The 26,997-nt window shown below is 70.8% G+C and carries 24 protein-coding genes and 1 pseudogene; 15 read left to right on the top strand and 10 right to left on the bottom strand.

The window, feature by feature from the left end; genetic code table 11:
• Nucleotides 1-157: 157 nt before the first annotated feature.
• Nucleotides 158-514, bottom strand: coding sequence for a hypothetical protein (locus AB0H21_RS06985; RefSeq protein WP_358512894.1), 357 nt, complete (start codon nt 512-514; stop codon nt 158-160).
• 462 nt (nt 515-976) lie between these two features.
• Between AB0H21_RS06985 and AB0H21_RS06980 the strand changes: the two genes are divergently transcribed.
• Nucleotides 977-3,274 (top strand): tetratricopeptide repeat protein, encoded by a 2,298-nt coding sequence (locus AB0H21_RS06980; protein WP_358512892.1) that lies wholly within the window; start codon nt 977-979, stop codon nt 3,272-3,274.
• A gap of 188 nt (nt 3,275-3,462) precedes the next feature.
• Here the strand turns inward: AB0H21_RS06980 and AB0H21_RS06975 are convergent, their stop codons facing one another.
• Nucleotides 3,463-3,798: an MmcQ/YjbR family DNA-binding protein gene (locus AB0H21_RS06975; RefSeq protein ID WP_358512890.1), complete on the bottom strand. Its 336-nt coding sequence runs from the start codon at nt 3,796-3,798 to the stop codon at nt 3,463-3,465.
• A 241-nt stretch (nt 3,799-4,039) separates the two neighbouring features.
• Between AB0H21_RS06975 and AB0H21_RS06970 the strand changes: the two genes are divergently transcribed.
• The 3 genes from AB0H21_RS06970 to AB0H21_RS06960 are packed head-to-tail and all read left to right on the top strand — an operon-like array spanning nt 4,040 to nt 5,710.
• Entirely contained in the window at nt 4,040-4,480 is a 441-nt protein-coding gene (locus tag AB0H21_RS06970) for a helix-turn-helix domain-containing protein (protein WP_358512888.1), read from the top strand.
• Nucleotides 4,477-5,349, top strand: coding sequence for an alpha/beta hydrolase (locus AB0H21_RS06965; protein WP_358512886.1), 873 nt, complete (start codon nt 4,477-4,479; stop codon nt 5,347-5,349). The genes AB0H21_RS06970 and AB0H21_RS06965 overlap by 4 nt, the downstream gene beginning before the upstream one ends.
• Complete coding sequence (locus AB0H21_RS06960; RefSeq protein WP_358512884.1) at nt 5,342-5,710, top strand: DUF4180 domain-containing protein; 369 nt, start codon at nt 5,342-5,344, stop codon at nt 5,708-5,710. The genes AB0H21_RS06965 and AB0H21_RS06960 overlap by 8 nt, the downstream gene beginning before the upstream one ends.
• Before the next feature lie 543 nt (nt 5,711-6,253).
• Here the strand turns inward: AB0H21_RS06960 and AB0H21_RS06955 are convergent.
• Complete coding sequence (locus AB0H21_RS06955) at nt 6,254-6,892, bottom strand: restriction endonuclease (protein WP_358512882.1); 639 nt, start codon at nt 6,890-6,892, stop codon at nt 6,254-6,256.
• A gap of 641 nt (nt 6,893-7,533) precedes the next feature.
• Between AB0H21_RS06955 and AB0H21_RS06950 the strand changes: the two genes are divergently transcribed.
• From AB0H21_RS06950 to AB0H21_RS06940, 3 genes are all read left to right on the top strand, one after another.
• Nucleotides 7,534-7,731 (top strand): hypothetical protein, encoded by a 198-nt coding sequence (locus AB0H21_RS06950; protein WP_358512880.1) that lies wholly within the window; start codon nt 7,534-7,536, stop codon nt 7,729-7,731.
• A 50-nt stretch (nt 7,732-7,781) separates the two neighbouring features.
• Nucleotides 7,782-8,555 (top strand): maleylpyruvate isomerase N-terminal domain-containing protein, encoded by a 774-nt coding sequence (locus AB0H21_RS06945; protein ID WP_358512878.1) that lies wholly within the window; start codon nt 7,782-7,784, stop codon nt 8,553-8,555.
• A 297-nt stretch (nt 8,556-8,852) separates the two neighbouring features.
• The gene (locus AB0H21_RS06940) at nt 8,853-9,503 is read left to right on the top strand and encodes a restriction endonuclease (RefSeq protein WP_358512876.1); all 651 of its coding nucleotides are present in this window, start codon (nt 8,853-8,855) and stop codon (nt 9,501-9,503) included.
• Nucleotides 9,504-9,652: 149 nt separating this feature from the next.
• Here the strand turns inward: AB0H21_RS06940 and tatA are convergent, their stop codons facing one another.
• Entirely contained in the window at nt 9,653-9,871 is a 219-nt protein-coding gene (gene tatA / locus AB0H21_RS06935; RefSeq protein WP_358512874.1) for a Sec-independent protein translocase subunit TatA, read from the bottom strand.
• Nucleotides 9,872-10,065: 194 nt separating this feature from the next.
• Between tatA and AB0H21_RS06930 the strand changes: the two genes are divergently transcribed.
• A complete protein-coding gene (locus AB0H21_RS06930; RefSeq protein WP_358512872.1) occupies nt 10,066-10,254 on the top strand; it encodes a hypothetical protein in 189 nt (62 codons plus the stop codon).
• A 46-nt stretch (nt 10,255-10,300) separates the two neighbouring features.
• On the opposite strand, the gene AB0H21_RS06925 is transcribed toward AB0H21_RS06930, so the two are convergent.
• On the bottom strand, nt 10,301-11,080 hold the full coding sequence (locus AB0H21_RS06925) for a maleylpyruvate isomerase family mycothiol-dependent enzyme (RefSeq protein WP_358512870.1): 780 nt from the start codon (nt 11,078-11,080) through the stop codon (nt 10,301-10,303).
• 345 nt (nt 11,081-11,425) lie between these two features.
• Between AB0H21_RS06925 and AB0H21_RS06920 the strand changes: the two genes are divergently transcribed.
• Both AB0H21_RS06920 and AB0H21_RS06915 read left to right on the top strand, forming a co-directional pair.
• Nucleotides 11,426-13,396, top strand: a complete 1,971-nt coding sequence (locus AB0H21_RS06920) for a glycosyl hydrolase family 18 protein (RefSeq protein WP_358512868.1) — start codon at nt 11,426-11,428, stop codon at nt 13,394-13,396.
• A gap of 157 nt (nt 13,397-13,553) precedes the next feature.
• A complete protein-coding gene (locus AB0H21_RS06915) occupies nt 13,554-15,914 on the top strand; it encodes a Tex family protein (RefSeq protein WP_358512866.1) in 2,361 nt (786 codons plus the stop codon).
• A 199-nt stretch (nt 15,915-16,113) separates the two neighbouring features.
• On the opposite strand, the gene AB0H21_RS06910 is transcribed toward AB0H21_RS06915, so the two are convergent.
• Nucleotides 16,114-17,085, bottom strand: coding sequence for a phosphotriesterase-related protein (locus AB0H21_RS06910; protein WP_358513038.1), 972 nt, complete (start codon nt 17,083-17,085; stop codon nt 16,114-16,116).
• A gap of 204 nt (nt 17,086-17,289) precedes the next feature.
• On the opposite strand from AB0H21_RS06910, the gene AB0H21_RS06905 reads away from it, so the two are divergent.
• Complete coding sequence (locus AB0H21_RS06905) at nt 17,290-18,276, top strand: malate dehydrogenase (protein ID WP_358512864.1); 987 nt, start codon at nt 17,290-17,292, stop codon at nt 18,274-18,276.
• A 38-nt stretch (nt 18,277-18,314) separates the two neighbouring features.
• On the opposite strand, the gene AB0H21_RS06900 is transcribed toward AB0H21_RS06905, so the two are convergent.
• The 4 genes from AB0H21_RS06900 to AB0H21_RS06885 form a co-directional block, all read right to left on the bottom strand.
• Complete coding sequence (locus tag AB0H21_RS06900) at nt 18,315-18,995, bottom strand: DUF998 domain-containing protein (protein WP_358512862.1); 681 nt, start codon at nt 18,993-18,995, stop codon at nt 18,315-18,317.
• A gap of 300 nt (nt 18,996-19,295) precedes the next feature.
• A complete protein-coding gene (locus AB0H21_RS06895) occupies nt 19,296-19,499 on the bottom strand; it encodes a cold-shock protein (RefSeq protein WP_214412336.1) in 204 nt (67 codons plus the stop codon).
• Nucleotides 19,500-19,924: 425 nt separating this feature from the next.
• The gene (locus AB0H21_RS06890; RefSeq protein ID WP_358512860.1) at nt 19,925-20,821 is read right to left on the bottom strand and encodes an aminoglycoside phosphotransferase family protein; all 897 of its coding nucleotides are present in this window, start codon (nt 20,819-20,821) and stop codon (nt 19,925-19,927) included.
• Entirely contained in the window at nt 20,818-22,302 is a 1,485-nt protein-coding gene (locus tag AB0H21_RS06885; RefSeq protein ID WP_358512858.1) for a helix-turn-helix transcriptional regulator, read from the bottom strand. Before AB0H21_RS06885 ends, AB0H21_RS06890 begins: the two co-directional genes overlap by 4 nt.
• Before the next feature lie 241 nt (nt 22,303-22,543).
• Between AB0H21_RS06885 and AB0H21_RS06880 the strand changes: the two genes are divergently transcribed.
• From AB0H21_RS06880 to AB0H21_RS06865, 4 genes and pseudogenes are all read left to right on the top strand, one after another.
• Nucleotides 22,544-22,843, top strand: coding sequence for a hypothetical protein (locus tag AB0H21_RS06880; protein ID WP_358512856.1), 300 nt, complete (start codon nt 22,544-22,546; stop codon nt 22,841-22,843).
• 442 nt (nt 22,844-23,285) lie between these two features.
• Nucleotides 23,286-24,389: a hypothetical protein gene (locus tag AB0H21_RS06875; RefSeq protein ID WP_358512854.1), complete on the top strand. Its 1,104-nt coding sequence runs from the start codon at nt 23,286-23,288 to the stop codon at nt 24,387-24,389.
• Between the two features lie 85 nt (nt 24,390-24,474).
• A complete protein-coding gene (locus AB0H21_RS06870; protein ID WP_358512852.1) occupies nt 24,475-26,556 on the top strand; it encodes a prolyl oligopeptidase family serine peptidase in 2,082 nt (693 codons plus the stop codon).
• Between the two features lie 46 nt (nt 26,557-26,602).
• Nucleotides 26,603-26,985, top strand: a pseudogene (locus tag AB0H21_RS06865) (Scr1 family TA system antitoxin-like transcriptional regulator).
• Nucleotides 26,986-26,997 lie beyond the last annotated feature (12 nt).

Raw genomic sequence — 26,997 nt, 5'->3', positions numbered from 1 at the left:
TCATGGCTGTCCCTTCCTGAGCGGGTTCTCGGTCCTCAGCGGGTTCTCGGTGCTCGGTCGCGATCGACCTGGGAGGCGTCCCGATCCGGACCCGCGAAACCCAGGTCGGTGAGAGCCGGGAGGCTGGACGCCCCCCGGCTTCCGGCCGGCGCGTGGCCTAGTAGTAGACGCGCGGGCTGGTGAAGTCACCGTGGGCGTAACCGCTACATGTGGTGACGTGGACGACGTTGACGGCGGAACCGTTCTTCCACGGCATCGAGTTGATGTTCCCCGAAATGGGGCCGAACCGGCCCGTGCGGTCGATCCGGTACCTGGCAGACCAATAGGTGCCGTGGGTCGACGTACGGACTTCCATCTGGGCCCAGCAACGGCTGACGTCCGGGGTGGCGTTCATGTAGAAGTCGGCCACCACGCTGACACCGCTGACCGAGATGCACGAACTGATGGGGTACGCGCCGGTGCAGCCGCCCCCGCTCGCGGCGTTGGCGGGCTGTGCGGCAAAGAGAGCGGTCAAGACCAACGGGAGAACGGCCGCGCGTCGCGCGATTCTTTTCAGCATGTGCCTTCCTTTCCTTTGAGCCGGTGCCTTGTGGACACCGGCGGAGAACTCGTGGTGGACCCAGATGCCGTCCCGCACGCCGCGATCCCCGTCTGCCGCGACGCGGACCGTGTTCGGCGGTCGGTTTGACTGTTGCTTTGACTCTCGGTTCGATAGTTTGTTCGACAGTCGCCCCGCACACCTCGCCGCCGGCTCATCGCCGTGACGCGCGCGGTCGCGACGACCACGCCGACGAGCGCCGTCTTCGTGTGCGGAACTTCATCTGGCCTTCGGTGATCGGGCCGGCGAGGTACCTCCAGGTAACCGTGCGCGCCGGGTCCGGCGGCAGGCGTGCGACCGGCGGTTCACCGGCGGTTAGGCTGCCAACGGTGCTTGATCGGTTGAATCGGTTGACGTGGTCGTGCGGGAAGGGAATCGATGTTCGGCAGCGTGCTGCGCGACTTCCGGGTTCGGGCACTGCTCACGCAGGAGGAGCTGGCCGCGTTGTCCGGCATCAGCGAGCGGCAGATCCGCGAGCTCGAGTCCGGCCGCGTCGCGGCGCCCCGGGCCAGCACCGTCCGGGTACTCGCCGACACGCTGAAGCTGTCCCCGGCCGACCGGACCACCTTCCAGCTCGCCACCCAGCCCGACACCGCCCCTTCGCCATCTGCCCAAGCCGACGCCGTCCCTTCGCCCACCGTCCAAGCTGAGGCCGCCGCTTCGCCCACCGGCCGGCCGGACGCCGGAGCCCGTCCGGCCCCCGCGCAGTTGCCCGCCGACGTCGGCGGATTCACCGGTCGTGCCGAAGCTCTGCACGCGCTCGACGCCGCCACAGCCGCGGTAGTGACCGTCTCCGGCCCCGCCGGCGTCGGCAAGACCTCGCTCGCGGTGCACTGGTCCCGCCTGGCCGCGCCGCACTTCCCCGACGGCCAGCTCTACGTTGACCTGCGCGGCTTCTCGCGGCACGCCGCGCTCGACCCGGCGGAGGTGATCCGCGGGTTCCTGGACGCCCTCGGCGTGCCGCTCGACCGCATCCCGTCCGGCTTCACGGCGCAGGTGGCCCTCTACCGCAGCCGGTCCGCCAGCCGCGCTCTGCTGGTCGTCCTGGACAACGCCCGCGACGCCGACCAGGTCCTGCCGCTGCTGCCGTCCGGCCCGGCCGCCCGCACGATCGTCACCAGCCGCCGCCGACTCACCGCCCTCATCGCGGAGACCGGCGCCGCCGCCCTGACACTCGACGTCCCCGAACTCGATGAGGCCGTCGACCTCCTCGCCCATCGCCTCCACCCCGGGACCCGCCAGGAGCCCGAGGCAGCGGACGGTGACGCCGTGGCCGCCATCGCGGCCGCGTGCGGACGGCTCCCGTTGGCGTTGGCGCTGGTCGGCGCGCGGGCGCGGCTCACCGGCTTCCGGCCCGCGACGATCGCCGCCGAGCTGCGCCACCCGGGCGGGCGGCTCGCGGCCCTCGAGATCGACGCGGTGTTCTCGTGGTCCTACGACGCGCTGAGCCCGAACGCCGCACGACTGTTCCGCCTGCTCGGGCTGGCGTCGGGCGCCGACATCGCGGTGGCGGCCGTCGCCGCGCTGGCCGGCCGGGCGCTGCCGGAGGTCCGCCGGACGCTGGCCGAACTGACCGACGCCAGCCTGGTCGTCGAGCACGCGCCCGGCCGCTACCGGATGCACGACCTGCTGCACGCCTACGCCGCCGAACGCGCCCGGGCCGAGGAGCCCGAGGCCGCGCGGCAGGCGGCCCTGACCCGGCTGCTCGACCACTACACGCACACCGCGTACCACGCCGATCTGGTACTGAACCCGGTGCGCGCGCCCATCCCGATGCCCCTCCGCGCGCCCGCGGACGGGGCCGAGCCGAAACACGTGCTCGATCTCCAAACGGCCCTGGAATGGCTGGAGACCGAGCAGGCGGTGCTGCTCACCGCGCTGCGGCAGGCCGAGGAAGAAGGCATGCACCGGCACGCGTGGCAGCTGAGCTGGGCGCTGGACACCTTCCTGAACGACCGGCGGCGCTGGCAGGACGAGGGGGCGGCGTGGGCGGTGGCGCTGCGCGCGGCGACCGCCATGACCGACCGGCCCGCGGCCGCGCACGCGCACCGCTTCCTCGGCGCGGTGAACGGACGGCTCCAGCGTTTCGACGACGCGCACACGCACATGCGGGAGGCGCTGGAGCTGAGCATCGCCGCCGCGGACCGGGCGGGCGAGGGGGAGAACCGCTTCGTGCTGTCCTATGTGTACTGGCTGCAGGGCGACGGCGAGCCCGCGCTCGACCAGGCCGAACAGTCGTTATCGATCTTCACCGAGATCGACGACCCGCTGTGGGCGGGCAAGGCCGCCCTCGCGGTGGGCTGGTACCACGCCGAGCTGGGCGCGTACGAGAAAGCGCTGCCGTTCCAGGAGCGCGCGCTGGAGCTCCAGCAACAGGCGGGTGACCGGGCCAACGAGGTGGTCACCTGGGACACGCTGGGGCTTCTCCACCAGCGGCTGGGCGACCTGGTGGCCGCGATCCACCACTACGAGGGTGGCCTCCGGGTCGTCGGCACGATGGAGAGCCCCCAGTTACGGGCCCAGATTCTCGGGCACCTCGGCGACGCGAGCGAGGCCGTCGGCGACCCGCAGACGGCCCGCGAGCGCTGGCTGGAGGCGTACGAGATCTTCCGCGACCTCGGCCACCCTCAGGCCGCCGACCTGCGCCGCAAACTCCAGTCACCCGGCTCGCCGTAACCCCGCCCGGCCTGCCGGCACACGCGAAGGCCCGGCGACCTGGCCCGTCCAGCCGCCCCGGCAAGGCAGCCAACGCGACGCAGCTGCGCGCCGCCGTCCGCGCAGACGGCCATCACCCAAGCCCCGAAGTGAACCTGTGCAGGGCACCCGCGAGGGTCGTATCGCGCACGCGCCCGGCCGGGCGAGGCCTAAGGGATCAGGGCGGACACCTTCTTCGGGACGACCATGCGCCAGGACTCGACGACCAGTTCGCGCATCTCGGCCTCGTCGATGGCCGACAGGCGGACGCGCACCCAGTTGAAGCGCTCGCTCGACGGCCGAGGCATGAGGAACTTGTCCGGCTCGAGGGCGACCAGGGCGGCTCGCTCCTCCTTCGGATACCCGAAGCCCATCAGCGTCTCGTCCGGGGAGATGTTCACATAGACGATCTTGCCCACCCGGAACTTCACGTAGTCGTGGATGAGGTGCTCCGTGGTGCGCGGAAGCGCGAGCGCGACCCCGCGGATCTGGTCGACGATGATCATCAGGCGGCGTCCTTCATCTGGACCCCGACGATGACGTTGGCGACTGGTGCGGGAGAGGCGTTGGAGGTTGTCACAGGGCGTACGTTAACCGCCCCCACCGACAATTCCGCCCCGCCCGAGCCGGGCATCCGCCGACGGCCCACGGCTGGTCGACCATATTCAGCACTTCCCTAAGCTTCCCTATCATGCAACCATCAAGGGTAGTATGCAGAAGTATCGGGAACTTCAGGGAAGGCAGTCCGTGTCTCAACCGCCGTACTCCGTCCAGCAGGTGGCCGACCTGCTGGGCCTTCACGTCAAGACCGTGCGCGCGTACGTCCGCGACGGGCGGCTGAAGGCGGTCCGCATCGGCAAGCAGTACAGGATTCCCCGCGAAGAGTTGGACGCCTTCGCCGGACGTCCCGTGGCCCCGCCTGCCACCGAAACGGCCGGGCGCCACCGCCGGGCCGAGGCATCATGCGTCGTGCGCGTCGAGGCGATCAGCCGCAAGGCGATGGACCGGCTGAGCACCCTCCTGATGGCCTCGACCATCGGCCGCGGCCCGGACGAGGAGCGCCTGCGCGTCGAGACGATCTACGACGAAGAGCGGGCGGAGCTGAAGATCATCCTGATCGGGAGTCCCGACGACACCGCCGAGCTGCTCAGGCTCGTCGGCGTGATGACGAAGGAGGAGAACCAATGATCTACAAGTCGGAAGAGGGCGCGCGGGCCGTCGAGGAACGCTACCGGGCGTACCTCGCGCGATGGCCGGTGCCCAGCGAGCAGTTGCGGCTCCCCACCCGTCAGGGCGAGACCTTCGTCGTCGCCTGCGGGCCGCCCGACGCGCCTCCCCTGCTGCTCTTTCACGGCTCGGCGGCCAACACCGCGATGTGGATCGGCGAGGCGGCCGACTGGTCGCGACACTTCCGCGTCTATGCCGTGGACATGATCGGCGAGCCGGGGCTGAGCGCGCCCGCCCGGCCTCCGATGACCTCCGACGCCTACGCGCGGTGGCTCGACGACGTGCTGGACGGGCTCGGCGTCGAGCGCGCGTCCATCGTAGGGGTGTCGCTCGGCGGGTGGCTCGGCGTCGACTACGCGTCCCGCCTGCCCGAGCGGGTGGAGCGCCTGGCGCTGCTGTGCCCAGGCGGCATCGGCAAGCTCAAGTCCGGCGTGCTGATCGCGGCGCTGTCGTTGTCGCTGCTCGGCGGCGCCTGGGGACGGAGCAAGGCGATGCACCTGATCCTCGGCACGAAGCCCGAGCCGTCGGCGCGGCAGTCGCCCCAGACGCGGGCGTTCGTGGAGTTCATCCTGCTGATCAACAAGTACTTCCTGCCCAGGCGCCACCTGCCCGTGTTCGGCGACGACGTGCTGCGGCGGCTCACCATGCCCGTGCTGGCCGTCGTCGGCGACCGGGACGCCATCCTGGACTCCCACCAGACCCGCCGGCGGCTGGAGCGACTCGCGCCGCACGCCACCGTGCGCATGCTGCCCGACGCCGGCCACTACCTGCAGGGCCAGACACCCCAGATCCTGGAGTTCCTGCGCGCCCCGGAGGGCAGCCGTGCCTGACGACCTGGTGAACATGCACGGCGTACCCGTACTGGTATGCACCGCCGACGGACGAACGTTGCGGAACGAGCAGGACGCCCTGGACGTCATCGGGGACGCGTTCGGACATCAGGCGCGCTGGGTGGCCGTACCCGCCGCGCGCCTCGACGACGCGTTCTTCCGCCTGAACACGCGCGTGGCGGGCGACATCATGCAGAAGTTCGTCAACTACGGAATCGGCATGGCCGTGATCGGCGACATCTCCCCCCACACCACGACCAGCCCCGCCCTGCGGTCCCTGGTCCTGGAAAGCAACCGCGGCCGCCACATCTGGTTCGTCAAAGACATCGACGACCTCCACAACCGCCTGAAAGAGCGCTGACCCCGAACAACGGCCCGCCTCGAATGCCTCCGGACGGTCATCTCAGTCAATGTGGGCCGCTCGTGAAGCAGGGTCGGTCGCCTTCCGGGTTGGGAGGTCACCGGCGGGGAGGGCGAAGATGACGGCCTTGCCGGGGGCGCCGGTGGCCGAGGTCGTCGCGGAACGGACGTGACAGCGACCGCCGGCGAGACGGTGGGCCAGCAACAGGGAGCGCCCGTTCTCCGCGAGCAGCGGCATGCCGATCTCCCGGACCGAGCGAGTGCGGGAGTTCCGGGATCATCTCAACACCGAACTCGCCGCCTAGCGGGCGACCGCGACCTCGGCCGGGCCTCCTCGCTCGTGGTCAAGGGAGTTCATTGCGCTGCTCGGCGTGTGGTGGCGCTGGGTTCGCCGTTCATCACCCCTCGGACCGGCGCCCCGGTGAAAGCGCGCGCACCCAGCCGGAAGGACTGGCAGGTCTCACCGCTTACCCCGATGGCTGCAGCGCGGCGGTGTCCGCCTTCGAGGGGCCGGGCGACCGCAGCGTCCGCCAGGTAGGGATCGTCAGATCTTGAGGGACGCGCCTTTCATCCATTCTCCCAGGTGGTGGCGGTCGACCAGCAGCACGTGGCCCTCGGCCTCCCGGCCGGCCGGGGTGGTGAAGACGCTGGAGGTGACGAGGACCGCGCGGTGGCCGCCGTAGGTGCTGCCGTTAACGGCGCCGATGAGGTTGCGGACGCGGTCGGCGCCGACGCGCGCGGCCTGGCGCTTGCACTGCACGGCTATCCAGCGGCCGTCCGCCGCACGCGCCACGACGTCGACGCCGCCGTCATGGCTGCGGCCGACCCGGCGCACGTCGCGGAAGCCGTCGCGGCGCAGCAGGTCGGCGACCAGGTCCTCGAAGTCGGTCCCGCTCATCGCGTCGACGAGCTCCCAGCGGGCGCGGTCCCGGATTCGCTCCTCCAAGATCGCGGCCTTGCGCTTCTCGGCCTCTCTGACGACACCCCAGGCGGCGATCATCAGGCCCAGCACCGCGAGAGCGAGCAGGGCGACGACGTGGTAGGCGACGATCAGGCGTACTGCGGCGACCAGCAACCAGAGCACGGCGGCCACTCCGGCGAGGACACCCACGGTCTTCGCGGTGCCGATCGCCACGCGCCGTACGGGCGAGCGGGCAGAGGACGGGACATCGGGGGTGTTCATGCCAGAACTCCGGTTCGTCGCTGAATGGGAGAACCGCCACTGGGATGGCGGGATGGCACGGCAGATGACGCCTGGACGCTCTGGTGGGGAAGGAGGCGACCGGCCGGCGCCGCTGCGAGGAATCTCACATGAGGCTGAATGCTAGACGGCCGCACCGACAATTTCCGGGGAGAATCCGGAAAGAGGACGGCACTGGCGATGAACGGCCGAATTCGGACGTACCTCATTCGTTTGGCCGGCCGGGACGAAACAGGGACGCGGAGGACCGGACGACCTCGCCGCACCCTTCCGAAGCCTCCCATCAGTGTTGAACAGCGCCTCTGAACTGCTCATATGCCTGTCACATGGCGCCCTCACCAGCCGCGGTATGTGAATCCTGAGGATATTGAGACCGGCGTTTTCGCTCTTACCGTGGCGACGGCTCGGCGGAGGCCCGTCGATTTCTCTGGATGTTCACGCGCCGAATACGGGAATACGGACACGACATCTGGACCAGGATCCGGATCGTGATCTGGACGCGGCACCGAGGACCGCATCGTCCTGAAATCAGGAACACCTTTCATATACCTCGGGCGGCCGGATATTCTCGGCGCGGAGCGTGACGGGCCGGGTATACCGGAGCGACCAGAGAGGGCCATCCGATGAACGGGTTGATCGCCACAGGCGCCGGTGACGCCTATCACGCCCGCGAGGACTGCTGGGGGCTACTCGCGGGACGGTCCGGCGGGGAGGTACAGGGCTACAACCTGCACGAGATCCTTCGGTTCGGCACCGCCGAGCAAGCCGAAGCGGCGGGCTACCGCCCCTGTGGCGTCTGCGTCGGCGGCTCAGGTCGGTGATCGACGGAAATTCGGTGCAGGTTGTCGGTGGTGGCTGGTTCGATGGAAGGATGGATTTCTCTCGCCTTCTTGGCTGTTTTGAGGACGACTTCGCGCTGCTGAGGGACGCCGTGGCGGCGGCCGATCCGCCCGCCCGGGTGCCGTCCTGTCCCGATTGGAGCGCCGCCGACCTCGCCGACCACGTCGCCAAGGTCTACCTGCACAAGGCCGAGTCCATCCGGCTCGGAGCCTTCCCCGAGGAATGGCCCCCGGGGGTCCTCGACGACGACCCCGTGACGTCCTTGGCCAAGACCCATGCCGTGCTGATCGGGCAGTTCTCGGCGCACTCCCCCGAGGATCGCGCGGCCACGTGGCACGAACCCGACCAGACGGTGGGCTTCTGGATCCGCCGCATGGCCCAGGAGACGGTGATCCACCGCGTCGACGCCGAGCTGACGGCCGGGCGGCCGGTCTCCCCGATCCCGGACGATCTCGCCCTCGACGGCATCGACGAGGTCCTCAAGCTCTTCCTCGGCTACGGGAGCACCCGCTGGCTGGACGATTTCGGCACGCTTCTGGACGAGCCCGACGAGCGCCCCCTCTCGGTCGCCACGAGCCACCACGCCTGGACGTTGAAGGCCGTCCCCGGCGAGGGCGCGCTTCCCGGCCGTGTCCACGTCGAGGACGCGAAGACGGGGTTCGACGGGGACGCGCTGGTCAGCGGCGACGCCGGGCCGCTGCTGCTCTGGCTGTGGAACCGCGGCGACGACGCCTCCGTCCGCCTTTCCGGCGACCCCGCCCTGCTGAAGCAGTTCCACGCCCTGCGCACCGCGGCCACACAGTAACGCTCCGGACGGCCTGGACCTCGCCGGGCCGCGCGCCCGGCCCGTCGCGTGTCTCCGCCGGTGTGTCCAAGATCCCGAAAACCGTGCGGCGACCCGGTTCGGCCTGTAATGATCAAAGCCGACCACATTCGGGTACCGGCTGATCTGTGCGCATCAGCGGACGGTCCAAGCGAATGTGCTCGCACCCTGCGGGTGGCGGGCTCGGGTACCGATTTTGTCGGTGGCGAGGTTCAGACTCATCGTGTGGCCATCTCGGTCTCGAGGTGCCGTGGGTCTCAGGGTCTCAGGGAGGTTCCGATGGCGCGACGCTGGACGGCCCGGCTCGTGGGGTGGCGCTCCGGCGACGGCGTCATGTGGGCGCTGGTGGGCCTGGTGGTCGCGGTCCCGCTGATGAACGCGATGGTGGGGTTCGTGCGCGCGTCGTCGGGGTGGCTGCTGGTGGCCACCCTCCTCGCGGCGGCGGTGGCCATCGGGGTCGCGCTGCCGCTCGTCCGCCGGGCGCGCCGGCAGCGTGACGCGTTCCTTCGGGCCAACGCCCGCCTGGAGACGATCGACCAGATGAACGGCGAGCAGTTCGAGCATCTGGTGGCCGCGCTGCTCCGGCGGGACGGGTTCCGCAAGGTCCGCGTGGCGGGCCGCGCGGGGGACGGCGGGGTCGACGTGGTGGGCGTCGCTCCGGACGGGCGGGTGTTCGCCGTGCAGTGCAGACGCTGGTCGTCGAACGTCGGCTCGCCTCATGTGCGCAACCTGCTCGGCGCCCTGGCGCATGCCTATTCTGGGCACACCGGCCTGCTCGTCACCTCCAGCGGCTACACCTCGGCCGCGTTACGCGAGGCCCAGGGCGCGGGGCTGGCCATGCTCGACCGCCGCGACCTCGCCGAGTGGGCGCTGGGCATCCCGCTGCCCGACCTTCTGTCCCCGCCGGCCTCGGAGCGCCTGAGCGCGTAGACGTCGCGAAACACGAGCGTGCGCGCGTGCGTGGCGGTCCACGACCGGGATGTCAACCGACCGATCGGTGATCACAAGGACGTACGTCCGTGATCACAAGGACGTACGTCCGTGAACGCGAAGGCGGACGTCCATGCGCGCGAAGGCCCTCAGGGCGCGGGCGGGGTCCGGGACCGCCCCTCGTCGGCTCCCGGGTCCACTGGGCGCGCGGGAACCTTCTCGTCGTCGTCCATCTTGCGGACCTCACTGTGGAAGATCCGCAGCGAGCGCCCGATCGACCGGGCCGCCTCCGGCAGGCGATTCGCCCCGAACAGAAGCACGAGCACCGCCGCGACGATCAGCCAGTGCCATACGGAGAACTCTCCCATCCATTGCCTCCCCGTTGCCAACAATGCTTTCCCTGCGTATATCCGCAGCTTACGGGGTGCCTGGGCCGGGGTGGGGTTCGGTAGGGGCCGGCCCCCACCAGGCGTAAGGCCGGTTCCGCCGGGCTTCGCACGGGTCACACGATTGCTGCGTGATGACCGGCTGGCCACAATAGTCTGGTGTGAGGAGGTACAAGATGGGCGAGGAAAGCCATTCCGAGACGTTCACCGCCGAGGAGTACGCCTACCTGCGATTCGTCAGGTTCGGCAACCTCCCGGAGCGTGTCCTACCCAGCGAGATGGTCGAGGAGATCGAGACCGACCGGCCGAACGAGATCCCGCCGCTGCCGCTCGACATCCGCCCGTGGTCCGCCCAGCGCATCTAGGCGTCCATCCACAAGGGGCGCCATCCCGCCGAGGACGGGGCACGCGCTAGATCGGGGTCGCCTCCAGCCAGCGGGTCAGCAGGTCGCGGTCGCCGAAGATCTCGAAGCGACCACCGGCGGGCGCGAGACGGCCGTAGACGAGCAGCAGCAGGTCGCCCGCGGCGCCGCGTACGGCGACGTCGCCCTTGCCGTGCCCGTGCGTCCAGGTGAACCCCTCCGAGCCCAGGGTGATCATCCACTCACCGCCCTCGGCGTCGGTGGCGTGGAGGTGCAGGGTGCGCCCGGCGTCGTCCAGGGCGGCCAGCCGTTCGAGCACGCCCGGGGCCCCGGCCAGGTTGGCGAGCAACTCCTCCACCCCGTCCGTGGCGAGGTCCGCGTCGAAGCGCGGCTCGCCGCCGTGGGCGATCTCGGCGTCGGCCCGGTGGACGGCGGCCTCGTGCAGCATGCGCCGTGCCCAGAACCGGGCGTTCCCGCCGGGTGCCCAGGTCCACACCGCGTCGCCGGGTTCGACCGCGCGGAGGGTGGCGGCGAGGGTCCGGGCGCCGTCGGCCAGCCAGTCCGGGTACCCGTCCGTGTCGCCGGGGAGCGTGACGGGCACTTCGCGGGGGCTGATCCTCCGCTGGACGCGCTCGCGCACGATGTGCTCGGCCCACCGCTGGATGATCCCGACGTGTTTGACCAGCTTGGTCATGGTCCAGCCCGGGCAGGTGGGCACCGGCGCGTCCGGCCCGGCCTTCCGCGCGGCCTCGGCGAGCCGGTCGGTCTCCGCCTCGATGGCCGCCGCGTGCCGCTCGTATGGCCCGCGCCCTCCGCTGTCTGCGCTCATGGCTCCCGAGCGTAGCCCCGGCCGCCGGCCGCGAGCCGGCGGGACGCCCCACGCCACGGCCTCCAGTGAGTCCGAGATGTCAGGAAAACATTGACGGCGCAAGCGCCTCCAGGTAGGTTTCCAGCTAATTAAAAGGAAAGCTTCCTAAAAATAAGGACTACAACACGAGGTAGGAAGGTCGCACCATGCCGCGATCCCCACCGACCACCCCTCCAGCTCCCCCAGTCGCCACGGCAACACCGGCGACAGGCCGGCGCCGCGCCCCGGCATCGGTGGCAGCCCCGGCTCCGCATTTGCGTCCAGATCGACCCCCCTTTCACTCCGCCTGATGGACGTGGAGCACGTATGAAACTCAAGTTCGTCAAAGTCATGATCGCGGCGGGGGCGATGGTCCTCCCGCTCGGCACAGCGGTGGCCCTCAGCCCCAGCGCGTCCGCCACGGCGACCGCGTCCAGCAAGGTCGCGATGGCCGCGGCCTGGGCTCCGAACACGTGGTACAACACAGGCGACATCGTCACCTACAACGGCGTGGACTACCGGTGCGTCCAGAGCCACACCTCTCTTGTCGGCTGGGAGCCGCCGATCGTGCCCGCGCTGTGGACGCCGGTGAGCGGCGGCGGTGGCGACACCACCCCGCCGAGCGTGCCCGGCAACCTGCGCTCCACGGGGACGACCTCCTCCAGCGTCTCGCTGGCGTGGGACGCCTCCACCGACAACGTGGGCGTCACCGGCTACAACGTCTACCGTGGCGGCAACCTGGTCACGACCGTGACCGGCACGAGCTACACCGACAGCGGCCTGTCGGCCAACACGGCGTACTCCTACACCGTGCGCGCCCGCGACGCGGCCGGCAACGTGTCGGGCGTCAGCAACACCCTCAACGTCACCACCGGCGGCGGTGGCGGTAACGACACCACCCCGCCGAGCGTGCCCGGCAACCTGCGCTCCACGGGGACGACCTCCTCCAGCGTCTCGCTGGCGTGGGACGCCTCCACCGACAACGTGGGCGTCACCGGCTACAACGTCTACCGCGGCGGCAACCTCGTGACCACCGCCACCGGCACGAGCTACACCGACAGCGGCCTGTCGGCCAACACGGCGTACTCCTACACGGTCCGGGCCCGCGACGCGGCCGGTAACCTCTCGGGCGTCAGCAACACCCTCAACGTCACCACCCAGCCCGGCGGTGGCGGCGGTGGCGGCAACAAGCTGCTGGGCTACTTCGTGGAGTGGGGCATCTACGGGCGCAACTACCACGTCAAGAACATCGACACCAGCGGCTCGGCCGCCAAGCTCGGCTACATCAACTACGCGTTCGGCAACGTGACCAACGGCCAGTGCACCATCGGTGACAGCTGGGCCGACTACGACCGTGCCTACAGCGCCGCCGAGAGCGTCGACGGCGTGGCCGACACCTGGGACAACGGCGCCCTGCGCGGCAGCTTCAACCAGCTCCGCAAGCTCAAGGCCAAGTACCCGAACCTCAAGGTCCTCTGGTCGTTCGGCGGCTGGACCTGGTCCGGCGGCTTCGCGCAGGCCGCCGCGAACCCGACCGCCTTCGCCAACTCCTGCTACAACCTGGTCGAGGACCCGCGCTGGGCCGACGTGTTCGACGGCATCGACATCGACTGGGAGTACCCGAACGCGTGTGGCCTGACCTGTGACAACAGCGGCCCGAACGCGCTCAAGAACGTGTTCCAGGCCCTGCGCAACCGCTTCGGCTCGAACTACCTGGTCACCGGCGCCATCACGGCCGACGGCTCCTCGGGCGGCAAGATCGAGAAGGCGGACTACGCGGGCGCCTCGCAGTACGTCAACTGGTACAACGTCATGACGTACGACTTCTTCGGCGCCTTCAACGCGCAGGGCCCGACCGCGCCGCACTCGCCCCTCACCTCCTACCCCGGCATCCCGCAGCAGGGATTCAACAGCGACGACGCCGTCCAGAAGCTGAAGGCCCAGGGCGTCCCGGCGAGCAAGATGCTGCTCGGCATCGGCTTCTACGGCCGCGGCTGGTCCGGCGTGACCCAGGCCGCCCCCGGCGGCTCGGCCACCGGCGCGGCTCCGGGCACCTACGAGGCGGGCATCGAGGACTACAAGGTCCTCAAGACCCGCTGCCCCGCCAACGGCACCGTCGCCGGCACCGCGTACGCCTTCTGCGGTAACCAGTGGTGGAGCTACGACACCCCGTCCACGATCGCCGGAAAGATGAGCTACGCCAAGAACCAGGGTCTCGGCGGTTCCTTCTTCTGGGAGCTGACCGGTGACACCACCAACGGCGAGCTGATCACCGCGATGAAGAACGGCCTGGGCTAAGCCCCAGGCACCGAGGGGAGCCGCGCGCGGGGCGCGGCTCCCCTTTCGCGTTCCCGGGGAGCGAACCGCGCCCGCCCCGGTCCGGCGGCGCGCGACAATCGGGGGACGGGGCGTGCACAATCTTCCCCGGACCTCGAACCGAAGGCGGACCAAGACCGTGACGATCTCCATTCATCAGCGGATCGCCGACGAACTCGGCGTGCGCGAGCGGCAGGTGCGAGCGGCCGTCGAGCTGCTCGACGGCGGCGCCACCGTGCCGTTCATCGCCCGCTATCGCAAGGAAGCGACCGAGATGCTCGACGACGCGCAGTTGCGCACGCTCGAAGAGCGGTTGCGCTACCTGCGCGAGCTGGAGGAGCGGCGCGCGGCGATCCTGGAGTCGATCCGTTCCCAGGGCAAGCTGGACGACGCGCTCGAAGCGCAGATCATGGCGGCCGACTCCAAGGCCCGGCTGGAGGACATCTACCTGCCCTTCAAGCCCAAGCGCCGCACCAAGGCGCAGATCGCCCGCGAGGCCGGGCTGGAGCCGCTGGCCGACCTGCTCCTGTCCGACCCCTCGCACGACCCGCAGCAGGCCGCCGGGGGGTACGTCGACGCGGAGAAGGGCGTCGCGGACGCCGCCGCCGCGCTGGAGGGCGCGCGGGCCATCCTCATCGAGCGTTTCGCCGAGGACGCCGACCTGATCGGCCCGCTGCGCGAGCAGATGTGGTCGCGCGGCCGTCTCGTGGCGAAGGTCAGGGAGGACAAGCAGGAGGCCGGGGCCAAGTTCTCCGACTACTTCGACTTCGCCGAGCCCTTCACCAAGCTGCCCTCGCACCGCGTCCTCGCGATGTTCCGGGGCGAGAAGGAAGAGGTGCTCGCCCTCACCCTGGAGCCCGAGGAGGCTCCCGCCGAGGACGGCCCGAACTCCTACGAGGTGCGCATCGCCCGCCACTTCGACGTCGCCCACCGCGGCAGGCCGGCCGACCGCTGGCTGCTGGACACCGTGCGCTGGGCTTGGCGCACACGGGTGCTCGTCCACCTGGGCATCGACCTGCGTATGCGCCTGTGGCAGGCGGCCGAGGACGAGGCCGTGCGCGTGTTCGCCGCCAACCTGCGCGACCTGCTGCTGGCCGCGCCCGCGGGCACCCGTCCGACCATGGGCCTGGACCCGGGCCTGCGCACGGGCGTGAAGGTCGCCGTCGTGGACGCCACGGGCAAGGTGGTGGCGACCGAGACGATCTACCCGCACGAGCCGAGGCGGCGCTGGGACGAGTCGATCGCGACGCTCGCCCGGCTCGCCGCGCAGCACGGCGTCGAGCTGATCGCCATCGGCAACGGCACCGCGTCCCGCGAGACCGACAAGCTCGCGGGCGACCTCATCAAGCGCCACCCCGACCTCAAGCTCACCAAGATCGTGGTGTCGGAGGCCGGGGCCTCTGTCTACTCCGCCTCGCCGTACGCCTCGCAGGAACTGCCCGGCCTGGACGTGTCGCTGCGCGGCGCGGTGTCGATCGCCCGCCGCCTGCAGGACCCACTGGCCGAGCTCGTCAAGATCGACCCCAAGTCGATCGGCGTCGGCCAGTACCAGCACGACCTCGCCGAGACCAAGCTGTCCCGCTCGCTGGACGCGGTGGTCGAGGACTGCGTGAACGCGGTCGGCGTGGACGTCAACACGGCGTCGGCGCCGCTGCTGACCCGCGTGTCGGGCATCGGCTCGGGCCTGGCCGAGAACATCGTGCTGCACCGCGACACCCACGGCCCGTTCCGGTCGCGGCGCGCGCTGAAGGACGTCGCGCGGCTCGGCCCGAAGGCGTTCGAGCAGTGCGCGGGCTTCCTGCGCATTCCGGGCGGCGACGACCCGCTGGACGCCTCCAGCGTGCACCCGGAGGCGTATCCAGTGGTGCGGCGCATCCTCGACGTCGCCGGCGGGGACATCAAGACGCTGATCGGCAACACCGCGGCACTGCGCACGCTGGAGCCCGCCCGGTTCGCCGACGACACGTTCGGCCTGCCGACGGTCACCGACATCCTCAAGGAGCTGGAGAAGCCGGGACGCGACCCGCGACCGGCCTTCCGCGCGGCGACGTTCAAGGAGGGCGTGGAGACGCTCGCGGACCTCGCGCCGGGCATGCTGCTGGAGGGCGTGGTGACCAACGTGGCCGCGTTCGGGGCTTTCGTGGACATCGGCGTGCACCAGGACGGCCTCGTGCACGTGTCCGCCATGTCCAGGAATTTCGTGAAAGATCCCCGCGAGGTGGTCAAGCCCGGCGACATCGTCCGCGTGAAGGTGCTCGACGTCGACATCCCGCGCAAACGCATCTCCCTCACGCTGCGCCTCGACGACGAGACACCGGCCCGCTCGGGCGGCGGCCAGGGCGCACAGGACGGCTCCGGCGGGCGTGACCGCAACCGGGGCGGCGGCGGCAAGCGGCCCGACCGGCGCGGCGGCGGCCAGCCGAAGCAGGACCGCGCCCCCGCCGGCGGCGCCCTCGCCGAAGCCCTCCGCAAGGCCGGCCTCGACAAGGGCCTCAAATAACCGCGTCCCACGGATCGCGGGTACGCCGAACACCCGTTCCGGCCGGCGCCCTCCCGTGCTACCCGAAGGGTGACGCACCAAGGGCACCGGCCGGGCGTTTTCCGGGCGAAGACGACCGTCCTCGCTCGGCCATGCGCTGATCCGCCATTCGAATACCTTGGGGTCATCGCCGCTGTCCCGGACCGTTATCCCGGACCGTTCACGAAAAGTGCCTGCGGGGGTTGTCCACGAGCATCTGGTGGATCTGGGACTCGGTGACGCCTCGTTCGCGCAGGGCGGGGAGCACGTCGTCGTGGATGTGCCCGTAGTGCCAGTTCGGGGCGAGGTGCTCGACGAGGTAGTCCCACTGGCCGCCGACGATGTCCATGAAGCAGGCGGTGTCGTGGCTGAGCACCATGCGGTCGGCGTAGCCGCGCGCGCAGAGGCTCACGATCGTGTCCACACGCGACGCGGTGGGGTTGTAGACGTCCAGGCCGAAGCGGTCCATACCCAGGGTCGCCCCCGTGTCGGCGAGGCGCATGAGGTGGTCGAGGTCGTTGCTGTCGCCCGAGTGGCCGAGCACGACCTTGGTGAGGTCCACCCCCTCCTCGGTGAACACGTCCACCGCGGCGATCCCGGTGTGAGCGTGCGGATTGGTGTGAACGGTGATCGGCACGCCCGTCCGCGCATGGGTCTTCGCCACGGCGCGCAGGACGCGCTCGACGCCCGGCGTGAGACCGTGATGGTCGATCGCGCACTTGAGGAACGCCGCCTTCACGCCCGTGCGGGCGATGCCCTCGGTGATGTCCTTCACGAAGTCGTCGACCATGGGCTCCGGGGCGTCGAACACCGTGCCCGGGCCGTGGTGGGAGTACCGGAAGGGCACGTCGGCGAAGGTATAGACGCCGGTGGCGACGATGATGTTGAGCGAGGGCACCTCGGCGGCGACCCGCTGGATGCGCGGGATGTACCGGCCGATCCCCCAGACCGTCGGGTCGACGATGGTGGACACGCCCCGGGCGACGAGCCGGCGCAGCTTGGCGATCGCGTCCGCGATGCGGTGCTCCTCGTCCCACCAGTTCCCGGCGCCGTAGTCGCCGAGGCTCTGCGGGTCCACGACGAAGACGTGCTCGTGCATGAGCGTCTGCCCGAGGGCTCCGGCGTCCACCGGCCCGCGGACGGTCTGGACCATCGGCACGCGGCCTCCCGGCTTAGTCCGGCTTCTTCCGGCGTCGGAGGGGTGCCCGTACCGTAGATCTCCGGCGACCGCGCGTCAACGAGGCGCGGCGGCGCCCGTCCGCGCCGTCTTGGGCGGACCTGCGTGCGGAGGCCGGTGTTTCGAGCGGATAGCCTTCGGCTGTTCGGAAACCTTCACACGTCCACGTAGGGAAACGTCATGACGCAGGCTCCCGTCAAGGTCACCGTCACCGGCGCCGCCGGTCAGATCGGCTACGCGCTGCTCTTCCGCATCGCCTCAGGCCAGCTTCTCGGCCCGGACGTTCCCGTGCGGCTCAGCCTGCTGGAGATCCCGCAGGCCGTCAAGGCCGCCGAGGGCACGGCCATGGAGCTGGACGACTGCGCGTTCCCGCTGCTCCGGGGCATCGACATCAGCGACGACCCCAACGTCGCCTTCGACGGCGCCGGCGTCGCGCTGCTGGTGGGCGCCCGCCCGCGCACGGCGGGCATGGAGCGCGGCGACCTGCTCCAGGCCAACGGCGGCATCTTCGGCCCGCAGGGCAAGGCCATCAACGACCACGCGGCCGACGACGTACGCGTGCTGGTCGTGGGCAACCCGGCCAACACCAACGCGCTGATCGCCCGCTCGCACGCCCCGGACGTGCCTGCGGAGCGTTTCACCGCGATGACCCGCCTCGACCACAACCGCGCCCTGTCGCAGCTCGCCGCCAAGCTGGACGTCCCGGTGACCTCGATCTCCAAGATGACGATCTGGGGCAACCACTCGGCGACGCAGTACCCCGACCTGTACAACGCCGAGGTCAACGGCAAGATCGCGGCCGAGCAGGTGGACGAGGCGTGGCTGCGCGACACCTTCATCCCGACGGTGGCCAAGCGCGGCGCGGCGATCATCGAGGCGCGGGGCGCGTCCTCGGCGGCCTCGGCGGCGAACGCGGCCATCGACCACGTGTACGACTGGGTGAACGGCACCCCCGAGGGCGACTGGACGTCCGTCGCGCTGACCTCCGACGGCTCGTACGGCGTCCCCGAGGGGCTGATCTCGTCGTTCCCGGCCGTGTCCCGCGGCGGGCGCTGGGAGATCGTCCAGGGCGTGCCGGTCAACGCGTTCTCCCGCGAGCGCATCGACGCCTCGGTGCGCGAGCTGAGCGAGGAGCGCGACGCCGTGGCCGGGCTCGGGCTCATCTAGCCCTGTAGCCGGGCTCGTGTCGATCCGGCTCGGCTGATCTAGATCTTCTGCAGGACGGCGGCGCTCACGGGCGCGCCCGCGACGGTCTCCCCCGCGGCCTCCACGCGCGCGGGGCGACCGGCGGGGCGGGGCGCACGCGTGCCCGCGTTCTTCAGCCCGATCAGGGTGAGGATGACCACTTCCGTCACCACGACCAGGCGCTGGGTGAGGCCCGCGACCCCGGCACCGGGCTCGACACCGAATGTGCGCGACGCGTAGGGGATCAGCACCAGGATCAGGAAGACCCCCGCGGCGACGCTGAGGCCGCGCAGGGTCCGGGCGTGCGCGCCGCCGCGTCCGGCCATGATGAGACCCGCCGCGGGCATGCCAACAAAGGCGACAAAGGCCGCGTAGCGGTGGATGCCCCCGGACATGGAGAGCGACACCCCCGGCCTGTCCGTGGGAAACGCCGCGATCAGCAACATGCAGACGCTCCACGCGCCGAGCAGGAGCGCGCACGAGCGCCCGGCGTGCCGCCGGGACATCTCCACGGCGAACAAGGCCGACCCCACGGCCAGCAAGGTCAGCGAGACGGGCAGCAGCCAGCCATGGGGGTGGTAGGCGTACTCACTGATCATCCCGTGCAGCGGGTCGAGGTCGGACACGACGTGGAGGGCGGCCATCGCGGCGGCGCCACCGGCCAGGGTCGCGAAGCCGCCCGCGGTCAAAGGACTTGTCATGTCCTCGACTTTCGCGCCCGGTGACCTGCGCGGACATCGGAGATCGACCGGATCGAGCCCTGGGCGTGCCCCGGCCCGACCCCGACCTCAGCGTGCCGCCGTCAGGGGCCGGATCAGGGTCCGACCCCGGTACCTGCGAGAACGCGACCCGGGGTCCTCGGGGTATGGGTGAGTCTCACCCGGCCGGCACTACCCGGGAAAGGGCAAAATATCTGAGCAATAGGTGACGCGTGCGAACGGACCCCGAAAAGCCCAGTGGCCCGTACCGGCGATGCGGTACGGGCTCAGGTGAGATTCAGGTCAGATGACGGTGACCTGCTCGGCCTGCGGACCCTTGGCGCCCTGCACGGTCACGAACGTGACCCGCTGGTTCTCGTCCAGACTGCGGTAGCCACCCGAGGTGATCGCCGAGTAGTGCACGAAAACATCGGCACTACCGTCGTCCGGAGCGATGAAACCAAAGCCCTTTTCGGCGTTGAACCACTTGACGGTGCCTTCAGACAACTGCTTTCTCCCTGGTAAGAGCTTCACCGGGTCGCCGGGGCGGCGACTCGGGGCTGCATAGCGGACCTTACCCTGCATCCACGTTAACCACGAGAGAAGCAGAACGACCGCTGTCAGGAAACTTCCCGCGGGCGCTTTATGAAAAGACGTTCGAGGAAACTACGACTGCAACATGGCCGACACTACATGGTGCCCGCGCCGATCTCAAACGCGTCCGGCGTGTCGCCTCACACCTCGTGCATTGGGATGCTTTTGGTCTCAAATAAACTGACATACCGCCAAAAATGCATCAACGTGTTCGTGGCGTTCAGGTATCCTCCCGAAGGACCCGCTGGGCGACGGCGAAGGCCGCGTTCGCCGCCGCCGCCCCCGCCTCGCGCGGCCCAGGCGGAGGAGGAGGCTCCGCCGGGGCCGCGCGGGCGTGCTCAGGCAGGTTCGGTGAGGTACCAGCGGGCCTGGCCGTCGCCCCGGGTCAGCGAGTCGAGCCGCCGGGGCAGTTCCTTGCGCGAGAACGGGTCGCGGGTGGCGTTGCGGATGTGGATGCCGATGGCGTACATGTCCCTGACCTCCATCAGGGTGGGGTAGCCGTGCCATCCGCGCAGGTCGGAGCCGTACGCGCCGGCGAACTCGTCCACATCGGCCTCCGTCAGGCCGAACCGCCGCTGGCCGTGGTAGGTGTGCACGAGGTCCCACTCGCGGGGGCCGACCGCGACGCCGTCCCAGTCGCAGAGCACCGCGTGGCCGTCGCTGCAGCGCAGCAGGTTGTCGATCCAGGCGTCGCCGTGCAGCAGCACCGCGGGCGCGTCCGTCTCCAGCGACTCCCACCGCGTGGTCAGCTCGTCCACCCGGTCGCGCAGCCAGGCGCGCTGGCACGGCGACAGCACCTCCTTGCCGTGCTCGACCGAGTGGCGTACCTCGGCCAGCGGGTCGGCGAGCCGCTTCAGCGGGAACGGCGGCACCGGCAGCAGGTGGAGGCTGCGCAGGATCTTGCCGAGCTGCCGGGTGGTCGGCCGCCCGCTCGCGGGCACGTAGTGCCAGAACGTCACGACCCGCCCGTCGTACACCAGCGGCTGGTCGCACAGCTCGTCGGCCGGCCGGACCGTGGGGAACCCCTGGCCGGCGAGCCAGCGGGCGACCGCCAGCACGACGGGCAGCCGCGTCAGCGCGTCCGGCGCGGTGGCGATGCGGACGACGATCTCGTCGCGCAACTTGAACACCGCGTTGCTGCGCACCCGGAGCAGGCGGGCGTCCCGGGCGTCGAGGCCGACGCTCTCACACACCTCTGCGAGGATCGCGGTGGCCTCGTCCGCCAGCATGTTCATGGGCGTTCCAAGGCGAGTTGGGGGCCGGACTCCTCCAGCAGGTCGTGCAGGTGCCGGGCGGCGGATGTTCGCCGGTTCCCGCGCGGGATCATCGACATCAGCGCGCGCGCCCGGGTCACCACGATCGAGGTGCGGTGCTCGGGCGGCACCTGTGTCAGCGCCTGCTCGGCGAGCCGGCAGGCCTCGTCGTAGCCGCCCTCCCGGGCGATGTGCGCGGCCTGGTCGAGCAGGACGAGCGCCGGGTCGATGGTGTACGGGCTCGCGGAGCGGGAGATCCACTCCTGTACCTGCTCGGCCTCGCCCAGTTCGATGAGCGTGCCCATGCGGTAGAACTGCAGCCGCCGCTCGGAGAAGCGGAACGCCAGGTGGTCGGTGCCCTCGCGCGGCATGCGCGAGAAGATGCGCTCGGCCTCGGCGAGCGCCACACGGGCCGCCTGGTGCTCGCCTATGCGCGCCAGGGCCCGCGCCTCGGCCGCCGCGCCGAGCGCCGCGGGGGAACTTGGAGCGCTCCCGGCGAGCATCCGGGCCTCGCGGGCGAGCCGCACGGTCTCGGTGAGGTCGCCGTAGTAGTACGGCAGCATGGCCTCCTGCGCCCTGACCAGCGCGCGCAGGCGCACCTCGCCCATGTCGTCGGAGGCTGCGCGCGCCGTGCCGTACCACGCGTGGGCCTGCCGGGTGTCGCCGAGTTTCATGAGCGCGTCGGCCGACAGCAGGGCGAGCATCGTGGTGGCGTTCAGCAGGCGCCGCTGGGTGACTGCGGGCTGGCGCGCGGCGACCAGCCTGCGGACGTCGCCGAGCTCCAGCATCAGGCGGTAGAGCATCGGCAGCGGCGCGCTCTTGATGTACTCGCGGCGGTAGCGCAGGACCTGCTCGTCCAGGCGGTCGAGCTGGTCCTCGGTGATGGTGCCGGAGGCCAGCGTGCGGTCCATGTCCTGGCGCGTGCGCTCGACCTCGGCGAGCAGGCGGCCGTTGAGGGGCAGCCCGGAGCTGAGCAGCGCGTGGTGGAACAGCGCGCGGCGCTCGCTTTCGTCGTCCAGGTCGGCGGGGGCGGCGCGGGTGGGCTGGGGGACGGTGTCCTCGCCCGAGAGCGTCTGCTGGGCAGCGGCGACGACCACGACCTTCGCGCCGTCGCCGTCGTCGCAGTAGTCGGCGGCCAGGCCGAGCCGCACGGCGTTGGCGGAGTACAGCCGGGCGATCTGGTCGATGGTCTGGGGACGTGGACGGGCGCGGTTGTTCTCCCAGGCGTTGAGCAGGTCGATGCTCGCCCGGGGAAGGCCCAGCGAGTGCGTCTCGCAGAGCCGTTCGAGCTCTTCGATCGCCTGGCGCGCGGACCACCCGCGTGCCAGGCGGTGGGCTTTGAGCAGGCTCACCCCGCAACAGCCGTGGATGGCCTGGGCGGTCTGCCACAGGGTCCACTGCTGTGCCGCGGCTTGTTCTCGCCAGCGTCTGGCACACGCCGGGGAGTGTTCTCCACGGGCCATCTGTCGCCCCCCCGCCACTGAGGTGTTGGCCTTACGGATGTTTCCCCGATGTTAACGAGCCGGCACCTAATGGCCCCGGCCGTTATGGGACTGATGCACGGGCACCCGCGTGCTTTCCACGTAAACCTGGGTTCCATTCGACGGTATTCCACTTATCAGTGGATTTGCTCGGATTGCCGGTCGGTGGCGCCGGGGCCAGTCTGGTCCCCATCCGGTCCCCCTCTCCCGGTTGGAGACCCCGATGAAGACGGCAGACTCAGGCACTCAGTCGGCTGAAGCCCTCGACCACCTGGAACGACTCGCCGCGCAACTGGAGGCGCACGCCTTCCAGGTTCGCCTGACGGCGCACACCGGACTCTATCCACGCCTCCGCGTGATCAACCCGATGGCTCCGGCGGTCACCGAGGACGTCCTCGCCGCCAACGCCGCCGACGGCGAGTGGTGGTTCTGGCTCTCGTGGGCGGGCCGCATCGGCCACGCCTCCGACATCGTCACGGCGGCGGAACGCATCGCGCGCGTTCTGCACGTCATGCGCCGCTGACCGTCTTGACCCGCTCCCGGGGTCTCTCCATTTGCTGATCGACTCGCGGCATACTTCACATTTCCGGAGGTTCTCCGCGTTTCACGGCCTCCAGGAGGCGCCCACCTCCTGAGCCCGGGGATTCCCGGCCCGATACCCGGACGGCTCGCGCGTGCCCACCGCGCGAGCCGTCCGCGCGTTCCGTGATCAAAAACTGATTAGCCGGGACATTTCCGCTGATTCACGCTACAAGAGTGACGCCCAAAAAGATCACCATCGACTGCGAACGGCGGCTGACAACGGCGCTTCGGTGGCGGAGGCCCGTCACTTCCTGCGAGCATGCCGTGACATGAGGATCACACGCCGGTGGCCGGTGGCGATGGCCTGCCTCGCTCTCGCGACGGCGTGCGGCGGTGGCCCCGAGACCCCTGCCGAAGGGGCGTCGGCGCCCAGGACGTCCACGATGTCCGAAATCGACACCCCCACCCCCGTCCCCACGCCGTCCCCCGTCCCGCCGTCGGAATGGAAGCCCGCCGGGAACGCCCGCCTGACGAGCGCCGCCGCCCTGCGGGAGATCGCGGCGACCGGCCCGCGGGACGCCTGGGCCGTCGGCTACCAGCGCAGCGCCGAGGACAGGGAGGGCACCCCGGCGCTCCAGCACTGGGACGGCGTCCGCTGGACACAGACGGCGGTCAGCGAGAACGACGCCTGGCACCTCGTCGGCGTGAGCGCGGCCTCCCCCTCCGACGCGTGGATCGTCGGCAACGCCCGCGGGCCGTACGCCGCGCACTGGGACGGTCTCCGCTGGCGGGGGTGGCATCCGTACGGCGACGCCGAGGACTACTTCCTCACCGACGTCACCACCGGGCGCGCCGGCACGTGGTTCGCGGGCCGCAACTCCACGCAGGGCCTGATCGCGCGCTGGACCAGCAGGGGCTTCCGCACCATCCTCCGTGCGGACGGGCAGTTCCTGAGCATCACCGCCGCGCCCGGGCACGTGTGGGCGGTGGGCTCGGACGTTCCGGCCTCCACCAACGGGCCGGAGCAGGGCATGCCGATGATCTGGCACGGCAGAGCCGTGTCGGGGCCCGAGATCCAGTCCTGGGAGCGCATCACCCTCCCCGAGATCACCGGCGGGGTACTGCGCGACGTGTGGATGATCTCGCCGTCCGACGTGTGGGCGGTCGGCGGCGTGATCTCACCGGACGGCGCGGCGGAGATCCCGTTGGTCCTCCACTGGGACGGCACGACCTGGGGGCGGGCCGGAGTGCCGGTCTCCCGGGGCGGCCTCCAGGGGGTCACCGCGTCCGGCGCCGGCGACGTCTGGCTCAGCGGGGCGGACGACTCCCAGCCGGGCAGGCCGCTGTTCCTCCACTTCGACGGGCGCTCCTGGACGGCGTCGTACGGCCCGCTGCTGCGCACCTGGCGAGAGGAGCAGCCGTACACGGCGTCCCACCTCGTACGGGTCACCCGCGTGGCCCGCGTGCCGGGAACGTCCCGGCTGTGGGCGGTGGGGTCGGTCGGGGAAGGCGACGACGAGGACGACTTCGTCCTGACCCGGGGCTGACCAATCCGGCCATTCGGGGGTCCCGACCTGCGGCGGAGCCGCAATCGATTGGAGGAGCGGCCGCGATCTCTGCGAGCATGTCGGCATGGCCGAACCCAGCTTCCCCCGTCAGTTCGCCCGTACGCGACGTTTCCGCCTCGGAGTCCCCCGCCGGTTCGGCATCTCCCCCGACGGCGGCAGGGTGACCTTCATCCGGTCGGGCGGCGGGGACGACCCCGTCGAGCGCCTGTGGACGCTGGACGTCGCCACCGGCGAGGAACGGCTCGTCGCCGACCCGGGGGCGCTGGGCCTCGGAGCCGAGGACGTGCCCGAGGAGGAGAAGGCCCGCCGCGAGCGGTCACGCGAACAGGCCGCCGGCATCGTGGCCTACGCGACGGACGCCGCCGCCCGCCTCGCCGCGTTCGCGCTGTCCGGCCGGCTGTACACGGTCGCGCTGCACGACCCGGCCGCCACGGCCGCCGAGCTCCCCGCCTCCGGCCCGGTGATCGACCCGCGCCCCGACCCGACCGGCGCGCGCGTCGCGTACGTCTCCGGCGGAGCCCTGCGCGTCGTCGATCTGGACGGGACGGACCGCGCACTGGCCGAGCCCGACGGCCCCGAGGTCGTCTACGGGCTCGCCGAGCACGTCGCCGCCGAGGAGATGGGACGCGACCGCGGGTACTGGTGGTCACCGGACGGCTCGCGCCTGCTCGCCGCGCGCGTCGACAACTCCATGCTCCAGCGGTGGTACATCTCCGACCCGTCCCAGCCCGCCGCGCCGCCCAAGGTGATCGCCTACCCGCAGGCGGGAACGGACAACGCGGACGTCTCGCTGTGGCTGCTCGGGCTCGACGGCTCGCGGGTGCCGGTGGAGTGGGACCGGAAGGCGTTCGAGTACCTCGTCTCGGTGTACTGGGGGACGTCCCTGCTGATCGTCGTCCAGAGCCGCGACCAGCGGACCGCGCGGGTCCTGCGCGTGGACCCGGACACGGGGGCGACCACGGTGGTCCGCGAGGACCACGACCCGGCCTGGGTCGACATCGTGTCCGGCACCCCGGCGCTCACCGCGTCCGGCGCGCTCGTGTGGACGGCCGCCCTCGGCGCCACCTACCGCCTGCTGGTGGACGGCGAGCCGGTCACCCCGGCCGGCCTCCAGGTGCGGGCCGTCCTGGACGTCGACGGCGACACCGTCCTGTTCGCCGGCACGGCCGAGCCGACCGAGACCCACCTCTGGATGTACTCGCCCGAGGACGGCCCTCGGCCCGTCACCACCGAGCCGGGCGTGCACGAGGGGTGGCTCGGCGCTGGCACCCTCATCGTGGCCGCGCGGTCCCTCGACCACTTCGGCACCCGCGTGACCGTCCACCGCAACGGGCGCCAGGTCGCCGAGATCGCCTCCCACGCCGAGACGCCGCTGCTCACGCCGCGCGTCACGCTGATGCGAGCCGGTGAGCGGGAGCTGTGCACGGCGGTGCTGCTCCCGTCCTGGCACGAGCCCGGCACCGGGAAACTGCCCGTCCTCATGGCCCCCTACGGCGGGCCGGGACTGCAACTCGTGCTGGCCGCGCGCACCTGGGACATGCTGGTCGCGCAGTGGTTCGCCGAGCAGGGGTTCGCGGTCGTCGTCGCCGACGGCCGCGGCACGCCCGGCCGGGGCCCCGTGTGGGACCGGTCCGTGCGCGGCGAACTCGCCACCCCCGTGTTGGAGGACCAGATCACCGCCCTGCACGCGGCGGCCGACCGGCACCCCGACCTCGACCTGTCCCGCGTCGGGATCCGCGGCTGGTCGTTCGGCGGCTTCCTCGCCGCCCTCGCCGTACTGCGCCGCCCAGACGTCTTCCACGCCGCCGTCGCAGGGGCCCCGCCCACCGACCAGCGGCTGTACGACACGTACTGGAAAGAGCGCTACCTCGGCCACCCCGACGAGGACCCGGACGCCTACACCCGCAACTCGATCATCCACGAGGCGGCCGACCTGACCCGCCCGCTCATGCTCATCCACGGCCTCGCCGACGACAACGTCATCGCCGCCCACACCCTGCGCTTCTCCTCAGCCCTCACCGCCGCCGGCCGCCCCCACACCGTCCTCCCCCTCACCGGCGTCACCCACATGACCCCCCAGGAATCCGTCGCCGAAAACCTGCTCCTCCTGCAGTTGGACTTCCTCAAACACTCCCTGGGAATGTGACCCCCGTCTGGGCGCCCGGCGCTTTTGAGTGGAGTGACGCCTGGAAATGGGCCTCACTCCGCGCGGACTGTCTTTCCGGGCGTCTTCCAGTCCGAACCATGTCGTGCCGCTCGCAGCGGAGTCACGCGTGAACCCCGTCCACCGCACGCGCAGAGTTGGCGGATCCGCGATCATGGGTGCCCGGCTTCAGCATCTCGTCGATGTCGGCCGCCGACCCAACGTCACGATCCAGGTGCTTCCCACGGAACTGGGCGCGCACCCGGAGGGCCTTTCTACGTCCTTCAGTTCCCGGAGCAGGACGACCTCGACGTCGTCTACCTGGAGCAACCGACAAGTAGCCTCGCCATCGAGAACAAGGCCGAAGTCAGCCGATATACGCTCACTTTTGGTCAACTGACCGCGATGGCGCTCACCGGGAGAAGTCCATAGAGTTCATCCCTC

The sequence above is a fragment of the Sphaerisporangium sp. NPDC051011 genome, from assembly GCF_040653595.1.
In the GTDB taxonomy this organism is placed as follows: Bacteria; Actinomycetota; Actinomycetes; order Streptosporangiales; family Streptosporangiaceae; genus Sphaerisporangium.
This window is presented reverse-complemented; position numbering and strand designations above follow the sequence as displayed.

Excerpts from the sequence above, each read along its gene's own strand:
- AB0H21_RS06980 (WP_358512892.1), top strand. The coding sequence starts at position 977 with ATGTTCGGCAGCGTGCTGCGCGACTTCCGGGTTCGGGCACTGCTCACG.
- AB0H21_RS06975 (WP_358512890.1), bottom strand. The coding sequence starts at position 3,798 with ATGATCATCGTCGACCAGATCCGCGGGGTCGCGCTCGCGCTTCCGCGC.
- AB0H21_RS06965 (WP_358512886.1), top strand. The coding sequence starts at position 4,477 with ATGATCTACAAGTCGGAAGAGGGCGCGCGGGCCGTCGAGGAACGCTAC.
- AB0H21_RS06955 (WP_358512882.1), bottom strand. The coding sequence starts at position 6,892 with ATGAACACCCCCGATGTCCCGTCCTCTGCCCGCTCGCCCGTACGGCGC.
- AB0H21_RS06950 (WP_358512880.1), top strand. The coding sequence starts at position 7,534 with ATGAACGGGTTGATCGCCACAGGCGCCGGTGACGCCTATCACGCCCGC.
- AB0H21_RS06945 (WP_358512878.1), top strand. The coding sequence starts at position 7,782 with ATGGATTTCTCTCGCCTTCTTGGCTGTTTTGAGGACGACTTCGCGCTG.
- AB0H21_RS06940 (WP_358512876.1), top strand. The coding sequence starts at position 8,853 with ATGGCGCGACGCTGGACGGCCCGGCTCGTGGGGTGGCGCTCCGGCGAC.
- tatA (WP_358512874.1), bottom strand. The coding sequence starts at position 9,871 with ATGGGAGAGTTCTCCGTATGGCACTGGCTGATCGTCGCGGCGGTGCTC.
- AB0H21_RS06930 (WP_358512872.1), top strand. The coding sequence starts at position 10,066 with ATGGGCGAGGAAAGCCATTCCGAGACGTTCACCGCCGAGGAGTACGCC.
- AB0H21_RS06925 (WP_358512870.1), bottom strand. The coding sequence starts at position 11,080 with ATGAGCGCAGACAGCGGAGGGCGCGGGCCATACGAGCGGCACGCGGCG.
- AB0H21_RS06920 (WP_358512868.1), top strand. The coding sequence starts at position 11,426 with ATGAAACTCAAGTTCGTCAAAGTCATGATCGCGGCGGGGGCGATGGTC.
- AB0H21_RS06910 (WP_358513038.1), bottom strand. The coding sequence starts at position 17,085 with ATGGTCCAGACCGTCCGCGGGCCGGTGGACGCCGGAGCCCTCGGGCAG.
- AB0H21_RS06905 (WP_358512864.1), top strand. The coding sequence starts at position 17,290 with ATGACGCAGGCTCCCGTCAAGGTCACCGTCACCGGCGCCGCCGGTCAG.
- AB0H21_RS06900 (WP_358512862.1), bottom strand. The coding sequence starts at position 18,995 with ATGACAAGTCCTTTGACCGCGGGCGGCTTCGCGACCCTGGCCGGTGGC.
- AB0H21_RS06890 (WP_358512860.1), bottom strand. The coding sequence starts at position 20,821 with ATGAACATGCTGGCGGACGAGGCCACCGCGATCCTCGCAGAGGTGTGT.
- AB0H21_RS06885 (WP_358512858.1), bottom strand. The coding sequence starts at position 22,302 with ATGGCCCGTGGAGAACACTCCCCGGCGTGTGCCAGACGCTGGCGAGAA.
- AB0H21_RS06880 (WP_358512856.1), top strand. The coding sequence starts at position 22,544 with ATGAAGACGGCAGACTCAGGCACTCAGTCGGCTGAAGCCCTCGACCAC.
- AB0H21_RS06875 (WP_358512854.1), top strand. The coding sequence starts at position 23,286 with ATGTCCGAAATCGACACCCCCACCCCCGTCCCCACGCCGTCCCCCGTC.
- AB0H21_RS06870 (WP_358512852.1), top strand. The coding sequence starts at position 24,475 with ATGGCCGAACCCAGCTTCCCCCGTCAGTTCGCCCGTACGCGACGTTTC.